Origin of the sequence: Methanocalculus sp., assembly GCF_029762515.1 — an archaeon.
GTDB lineage: Archaea > Halobacteriota > Methanomicrobia > Methanomicrobiales > Methanocorpusculaceae > Methanocalculus.
Genome location: NZ_JARVGN010000061.1, coordinates 1 through 7,771 on the forward strand (window position 1 = coordinate 1; position 7,771 = coordinate 7,771).

Below are 7,771 nucleotides of genomic sequence, written 5' to 3' on the forward strand. Positions count from 1 at the left end.
GAACGGGCTCTCCCTCTCTTTCGTCAGGGCGGGGATAATGAGTCTCCTGATACCCTGCATCCCCAAACCGGAGCTGTCTGGAGAAGGCACGGGATATGCCTCTGGAATCTGGGCAGGTATGAGGAGGCTCTCCAGTCACTTGAAACCGCACTCAGGCAGAACCCACATGATACAGAATCCTGGTTTTCAAAGGCGACGCTTCTTCAGATTCAGGGACATAATGAAGACGCACTGGATGCCTATGCGAAGGTGCTCGAAGACCGGCCAGATTATTATGAAGCATGGCTGAACAGCGGCTCAGCTGCCCTTGCAATTGGCAGGGATCAGGATGCCCTTACCTTCCTGGATCATGCGATTGCCATTCGTGATGATGATCCTGACTCCTGGTCACTTCGTGCACTGGCACTTAATCATCTTGGCAGGACCGATGGATCGCTAGCATCTCTTGAGCAGACACTTTCACTCAATCCATCGGATCTGAAAGCGAATCTTGGAAAGGGAAAGCTTCTCATGGAATCTGAGCGATATGAAGAGGCCCTGGAGGCTTTTGAGAAGATACTGGATACACATCCTGAGAGTACTACTGTTCTGCTCTACCATGGATCCGCTCTTGAGGCACTTGGCCGCTACAGAGAGGCCGCCTCTTCATATGAACGGGTTCGTACTCTTCGTCCAAAGGATTCTATAGCGCGTCTGCGGCTTGCTCCCCTCCTCATCCGCCTCAAACGGTACCGGGAAGCCCTGGTCGAATACGATGGGATCATCGAATCAGGCAAAGCCGATCCTGGTGTCTGGCTGAACCGGTCATTTGCCCAGATGGCACTCCACCAGAATGAAGGTGCAGTTCAATCCCTTGATGAATTGCTGAAGATTGATCCCGATAATAATGAGGCACTTTTCAGGTACGGAGCGCTCCAACACCTGCTTTGCAGATTTGAAGAATCTCTTTCCGCACTTGACAGAATAGATGGAACCGAGCTGAATGATCCACGGTACTGGCAGATTCGTGGCTCTTCTCTCCTCTCGCTTGGCCGTCATGAAGAGGCTGTCTCCTCGTTCGATCGTGCTCTCTCTCTTGATGAGAGCGACTCATCTGTCTGGCGTGGTCGTGGTTCTGCGCTCCTCTCACTTGGGCGTTATGAGGACGCCGTCTCCTCGTTCGACCGTTTTCTCTCTCCTGATGATCCCGACTCCTCTGTCTGGCGTGATCATGGCCGTGCTCTCCTCTTGCTTGGGCGTTATGAGGATGCCGTCTCTTCGTTCGATCGTGCTCTCTCTCTGGATGAGAGTGACTCTTCTGTCTGGCGTGATCATGGCCGTGCTCTCCTCTCACTTGGCCGCCATGAGGACGCACTCACTTCCTTTGATCGTTCCCTCAATCTGAATCCGGATCAGGCAGCTGTCTGGTCCGATCATGCGTCAGTTCTTCTCTCACTGAACCGTGCTGAAGATGCAGTCGGTTCTTTTGAGCGTTCAATCAGCCTTGATCCTGAGAACGCCGGTTTACTCTTTGAGTATGGGATGCTCCTCTCCCGGCTGAAACGGCATGATGAGGCACTCAGTTATCTTGACCGTGCAATGGCCCTCAGTCCGGATGATTCTGATCTGATCGGCGAGCGTGCCCGTCTGCTCACTCTTCTTGAGCGATATGAGGAGGCGCTGGAAACTTTCGATCAGCTCGGCAATCTTTCACGAAATCAGCATCTGCTCCACGCTGATGCACTCTTCAGGACAGGCAGATTTGATAGTGCAGAAGAGGCATACCTTGCCTCTCTTGATGATACGGATGAAGATTCTGCTATCTGGAAAAAGATCGGCGACTGCCGGTTCTCAATGGGCAGGTATGAAGAGTCACTATCCGGGTATGAGAAGGCCATGCAGTCTTCACCTGATGATTCAGCCTTGCTTGAATCATACGGGGATGCACTCCTTGAGGTTTTGAGAAGAGAAGAGGCATATGCTGTATTTGAACGTGCTCTTCTGGTATCTCCTGATGATCCGGCTCTCCTCTCAAAGGCTGCTGATACTCTTGTCCTTCTGAACAGGGAGACAGAGGCCCTCGCTCTCTATGACCGGCTCACCGGGGGAGAAACTGCGGATGCAACACTCTGGACGAGACGGGGGGAACTTCTCGTAAAGCTTGAACGGTATGAGGAGGCCCTTAACTCCTTTGAAGGGGCGCTCCGTTCTGACCCCTCCGATAGTGCCTCCATGCTCGGGAGTGCCCGATGCCTGATCTCTCTCTCCCGTTTTGAAGAGGCTCAGGGGATACTCTCGAAACTGGTTTTTGAGAATCCAGCAGATCCACAAATCTGGCAGATGCTGGGCAACGTCCTTGAACTGCTTCATCGACCTGATGAGGCGCTTCTTGCCTATGAGCATATACCTGATGAGACCACTATAGAGCGGGGTGTCCTGCTCTTTGAAGCCGGCCATCATGATAAGGCATTCTCTCTCCTCTCCTCCACTCCTGAAAGGTTCTCTTCCCATCCTGCAGCACTCAAAGCCCTTTCCAGCTCCTCAATTGCAATTGGCATGGAGGAAGAGGCTCTTGCTATTTTCAGGCAGCAGGTCGATGAAATGCCAGATAATGCCGGGCGTCTTCTCCTCTATGCGGAACTCCTCGAATCCGCCGGCCACACTGAGGATTCTCTCGCTGCTTATCGTAGGGGGGTTTCACCTGATATGCCGGATGGATGGAGAGAGATGGGTGATCTCCTCTGTCAGCTTGAACGCTTCGATGAAGCAGAAGCCGCATATCAGCAGGCACTCCGTTTCACTCCTGATGATCCCCTTCTCCTCCACAGGTCTGGAATTGTACTCAATCATCTTGGTCGTCCTGATGAGGCGCTAGCTTCATTTGACAGGGGTCTTGGGATCATCCCCCATGATAGCAATCTGATCGGCGAGCGTGCCCGTCTGCTCACTCTTCTTGGCCGTCATGAGGATGCGGTATCTGCTTTTGATCAGCTCGATACTCTTACGCCAGAGCAGCGCCTGCTCCATGCAGATTCGCTCTTCCGGACAGGCAGATTTGATGAAGCAGAGGAGGAATACCTGGTTTTATCTTCGTATGTCCCGGATGGTGACCCGCTTATCTGGAAAAAGATTGGTGACTGCCGGTTCCGTTCCGGAAGGTATCAGGATGCAGTTGATGCATATGAACAGGCATTGCCGCTTGCCCTGGATGACACATCTCTTCTGGAGTTGTATGCTGATGCGCTCTTCGAAGTTGACAGGGCAGAGGAAGCCTATGCTCTATACCAGCGTGCCCTCCATGCCCTCCCTGACGATCCAATCCTGCTTGGAAAGGCTGCCGATACGCTTGTTCTCCTGAAAAGGAATAACGAGGCCCTTGCTCTCTATGAACAACTGGCCGGTGCTGGCGATCCTGCCCCCTCTATTCTTCGAAAGCGGGGTGTCGTTCTCCAATCGCTTGGGCGTCATGAAGAAGCGGTACTCTCCTTTGAAGAAACACTTCAGCAGGAGCCATCCGATACAGAATCCCTTCTTGGAATTGCCCGATCCCTCATCGCCCTCAATCGCTTTTCGGAGGCTCAGGGGATCATCTCAAGACTGGTCCTTGAGATTCCCGATGATCCGGATCTCTGGTCTCTGTATGGATTTGTTCTCGAGCAGCTTGATCGTCCTGATGAAGCGCTCCTCGCCTATGAGCACGCACCGGATGAGACTACGACAGAGCGGGGGCTTCTTCTCTCCCGCCTTGGCAGACATGATGATGCAATCCTCCTTCTCTCTCCTCCAACTGAAGATCCCTCATTCAGGACAGCTGTTCTCCAGGCTCTCTCCACCTCCCTGATTGCAGTTGGACGAAAAGAAGAGGCACTTGATCTGCTTCATCAGCTGATCGGAGAGGTACCTGATGATCCCGAAATTCGCTTCCTTTATGCAGATCTTCTGGCAGCAGCCGGTCGTCTTGAGGATGCGCTCTCTTCATATGATCGTGTAGTCTTAGCCGGGAAACCCGAAGGGTGGAGAGAAATGGGTGATCTCCTCTGCCGTCTGGGAAGATATGATGAAGCATTATCAGCATTCAGGCGGGCACTTCACTTCTCTCAGGACGATCCTGCGCTCATCAACAGGTGTGGCACCGCACTTTCACATCTTGGGAGATACAAAGAGGCGGTATCCTGTTATGAAAGGGCAATTCATCAAAATCCACCTGATCCTGAACTATTTCGCCGATATGCTTCAGCTCTCTACCATGTCGGCCGTTATGATGAGGCACTCCGTTACTGCACCTGCTGGCTTGAAGAGCATCCCGATGATCCTGAGGGCTGGTATGGGCATGCCAGGCTGCTTGTCAAGGCTGGAAAATATGATGACGCCTCTTTCTCTGTTGAACGGGCTCTCTCCGGTAGGCAGGACGATGCGAATGCCTGGTATCTCCGGGGCGTTATCCAGGGAAGGCTCGGCCGGTTCCAGCAGGCACTCTCCTCGGCCGATAAGGCGATCACTCTTGATGAAACCAATGCGGATGCCTGGGTTCTCAGGGGGACAGTACTCCACCGTCTTCTGAAATACCAGGAGGCCCTCCGTTCACTTGATCAGGCTCTATCACTCACCCCTGAGGATGGTGGCTCCTGGTACATCAGAGGCACTATTCTTGGGAGCCTGGGCAGGTTTGAGGATGCTATTCTCTCTTTTAATCGATCTCTGGATATTAATCCCGGGAATGCCCCTGTACTGCATGCACGTGCAGTACTGCTGCATCAGCTCGGCAGATTCGATAAGGCTGTGGAATCAAGTGAGGAGGCTCTGAGCATTGATCCCGGCTTGTATTCAGCATGGCAGGCTCATGCACATGCACTTCTCCGTTTGGGACGAAATGAGGAGGCACTCGTCTCGCTGGATCGTGCACTGGAGGGGGTGCCTGATCGCCACAGGCTCTGGTATGCGAAGGGGAAGGCTCTTGCTGCGCTTGATCGGTTTGAGGAGGCTCTCCGTTCATTTGAAAAAGCCTATGAACTACAGCCTGAACGAGCGTATATGGAAGAGATCCGGCGGTGCCGGCAGAAAGCCGCCTGAGTTCTCGTACTGATCTCTCCACATCTCCAAGAATCACTTCTTCCAGAGATCTCGGGCTTTTATCTCCTGCTTGCAATGGGGGCAGAGGTACTCTTCATCCTCGTTGATCTCTTTCTCAAGAGCTTTTGAAAAGCCTGAAGCAAGGATACCTGCCGGAAGTGCGAAGATGGCTATTCCGATGAGTGCAATCACGGTTCCAAGCATCTTTCCAAGTGGCGTGATCGGGACGATATCACCGTATCCTGTTGTAGTCAGGGTAATGACCCCCCACCACATCGCTGCCGGGATACTTGAGAACGCTTCAGGCTGTGCAGGGAATTCAACCTCATACATAAGAGTGGCAGCTGCGATCAGGACGATGAAGAGGACGAGGTACGTAGTGATGAGCGTATTCCTCTCCCCTTTGACCACCCTGATGATCAGGTTGATCGAGTCAGAATAGCGTATCAGCTTGAAGAGCCGAAATACCCTCAGGATCACAAGCCCGGTGAGATTGATGCCGGTGAATGGCAGGAGAATATATGGGAGTATTACCAGCAGATCGATGAGTGCGAAGGGTGTTTTTGCCCATTTGAGCCGTCCGATGATCGGTTTTGCATATTCAGGGTCTGCTGTACATGTCCAGAGCCTGATCAGATACTCGATTATGAAGATAATCAGGGTCGATGAAGAGATCAGGAGGAGGATGGTCCATATGATCGGGTATTCTGTTTGGATCTCCCATACACTCGAGAGGACCATCGCAGCGATATTCAAGAGAATGACGGCTGTAATGAAGATCCCAAAGATATAGCTCTTCCGGCTTTCCGTGTCTTGAGGCTCGATAATATCCCATATCTTCTTTTTTAATGCTCTATGACTCATCTCTCAGCATCCTCCCTTTACAGGCTCAGGCAATCCTCTGCTATCAATCTACTCACTCTCAAGATGAATTCGTGCTTTTTCAATTTCTTTCATCTGTTCTGCTGAGGTTTCAGGGTACCTGAGATCAAGCCGGCTGATTGCACGGACAATTATATCTGCAACCAGCGTCCTGGCAACCCATTTGTAATCTGCCGGGATCACGTACCACGGTGCCTCATCAGTACTTGTCTGGAACATCGCCTCTTCATATGCTGCCTGATAATGGCTCCAGTACTGCCGCTCTGTCAGATCAGAGAGGGAGAATTTCCACTGCTTCTTCTCTGTCTTCAGCCGGGATAGCAGCCGTTCTTTCTGTTCTTCCTTTGAGATGTTGAGGAAGAATTTCAGTATGATCGTGCCGTTTGCACGATGGTGCCGTTCAAATGCCCTGATGTCTTCATATCGCGCTTCCCAGAATGCATCAGATCCATATCCCGGTGGGAGCTGTTGTCCTTCCAGGATCACCGGATGGACTTTTGGGACAAGCACATCCTCATAGTAGGAACGGTTAAAAATTCCGATCTCTCCCCGACGGGGCATGGCTTTCCAGAAACGCCAGAGAAAGGTGTGGTCGAGCTCATATTTCATCGGCACGCCAAAACTCATCACCTGGCAGCCCTGTGGGTTCACACCTGACATCACATGCTTTATTGTGCCGTCTTTTCCTGCTGTATCCATCCCCTGGAGAATCACAAGGATTGAGTACCGCTTATCTGCCCAGAGCAGCTCCTGCGCTTCATTAAGAGCTACCCTGTTCTCTTCAAGTATCTCGGCGGCACGCTGTTTCACCGCATTTTTGCCAGCTTCTTTGAGTGCATCGCTCTGTGCCCATCCGGTATAGAAATCGGTAAGGCTGAGCTTTTTTCCAGGCTTGACGAGCAGCCTCTCCATATACTTCTCTTTAATCATCGTTCATCACGATTCAGATTCATTTACTGGAAGATAAATACGTCTCTCCTTATTATCTGATAGGTGCCGATCAATGTTTTTCCTGTATCTGAAGGTAAGAGTCATTTATTCGCAGGGTTTTTCTCTGTATTCTGAAGCTTTTCAAGTGCGGCTTCTATCTCCACTTTTTGTATTTCGGTTATCTCAGGGTATCTGAGATCCAACTGCCTGATGCTCAACACAATAAGATCTGCTATCATCGTCCTGGCAACCCATTTGTAGTCTGCGGGAATGATATACCATGGAGCATAGTCAGTGCTGGTTCTTGAGAAGATCTCTTCGTATACTTCCTGGTATTGTTTCCAGTGGTCACGCTCTGAGAGGTCTGATGAAGAGAATTTCCATTGTTTACTCTCGGTTTTAAGGCGTGATATAAGCCGGTTTCTTTGTTCTTCAAATGAGATGTGAAGGAAAAATTTTAAAATAATAACTCCATTATTGACAAGTTGCTTCTCAAATGAAATAATATCCTCAAACCTTGCATCCCAGAAGGACTTACTACCATATCCGGGAGGAAGCCGTTGCGTGTCGAGTATTTCCGGGTGTATTTTGGGTACAAGCACATCTTCATAATATGAGCGGTTAAAGATGCCTATCTCCCCTTTTCGGGGCAGGGATCTCCAGAATCTCCAGAGGAATGGATAATTAAGCTCATTTCTTGTCGGGACGCCAAAACTCTCAACCCGGCAGCCCTGTGGGTTTAAGCCCGACATTACATGTTTTATCGCCCCGTCTTTACCCGCTGTGTCCATTCCCTGTAAAATGATCAGAAGAGAATAGCGCTTGTCTGTCCAGAAGAGATCGTGAGCTGTCGAGAGAGCTTCCCTGTTCTCATTCAGTGACTCCATTGCCCACTGTTTTATTGCCTTCT

4 protein-coding genes are annotated in these 7,771 nt (G+C 50.9%); 1 reads left to right on the forward strand and 3 read right to left on the reverse strand.

What is annotated here, in order from left to right:
• Window positions 1-5,049 (forward strand): tetratricopeptide repeat protein (locus tag QCH34_RS03360; RefSeq protein WP_300330082.1); only part of this gene is annotated, 5,049 nt, incomplete at its 5' end.
• Between the two features lie 33 nt (window positions 5,050-5,082).
• On the opposite strand, the gene QCH34_RS03365 is transcribed toward QCH34_RS03360, so the two are convergent.
• The 3 genes from QCH34_RS03365 to QCH34_RS03375 all read right to left on the reverse strand — a co-directional run.
• The gene (locus QCH34_RS03365; RefSeq protein WP_300330085.1) at window positions 5,083-5,913 is read right to left on the reverse strand and encodes an ion transporter; all 831 of its coding nucleotides are present in this window, start codon (window positions 5,911-5,913) and stop codon (window positions 5,083-5,085) included.
• A 48-nt stretch (window positions 5,914-5,961) separates the two neighbouring features.
• Entirely contained in the window at window positions 5,962-6,861 is a 900-nt protein-coding gene (locus QCH34_RS03370; RefSeq protein ID WP_300330088.1) for a PPK2 family polyphosphate kinase, read from the reverse strand.
• Window positions 6,862-6,962: 101 nt separating this feature from the next.
• Window positions 6,963-7,771, reverse strand: an 809-nt coding sequence (locus QCH34_RS03375; protein ID WP_300330090.1) for a PPK2 family polyphosphate kinase, incomplete at its 5' end; no start/stop codon positions are given.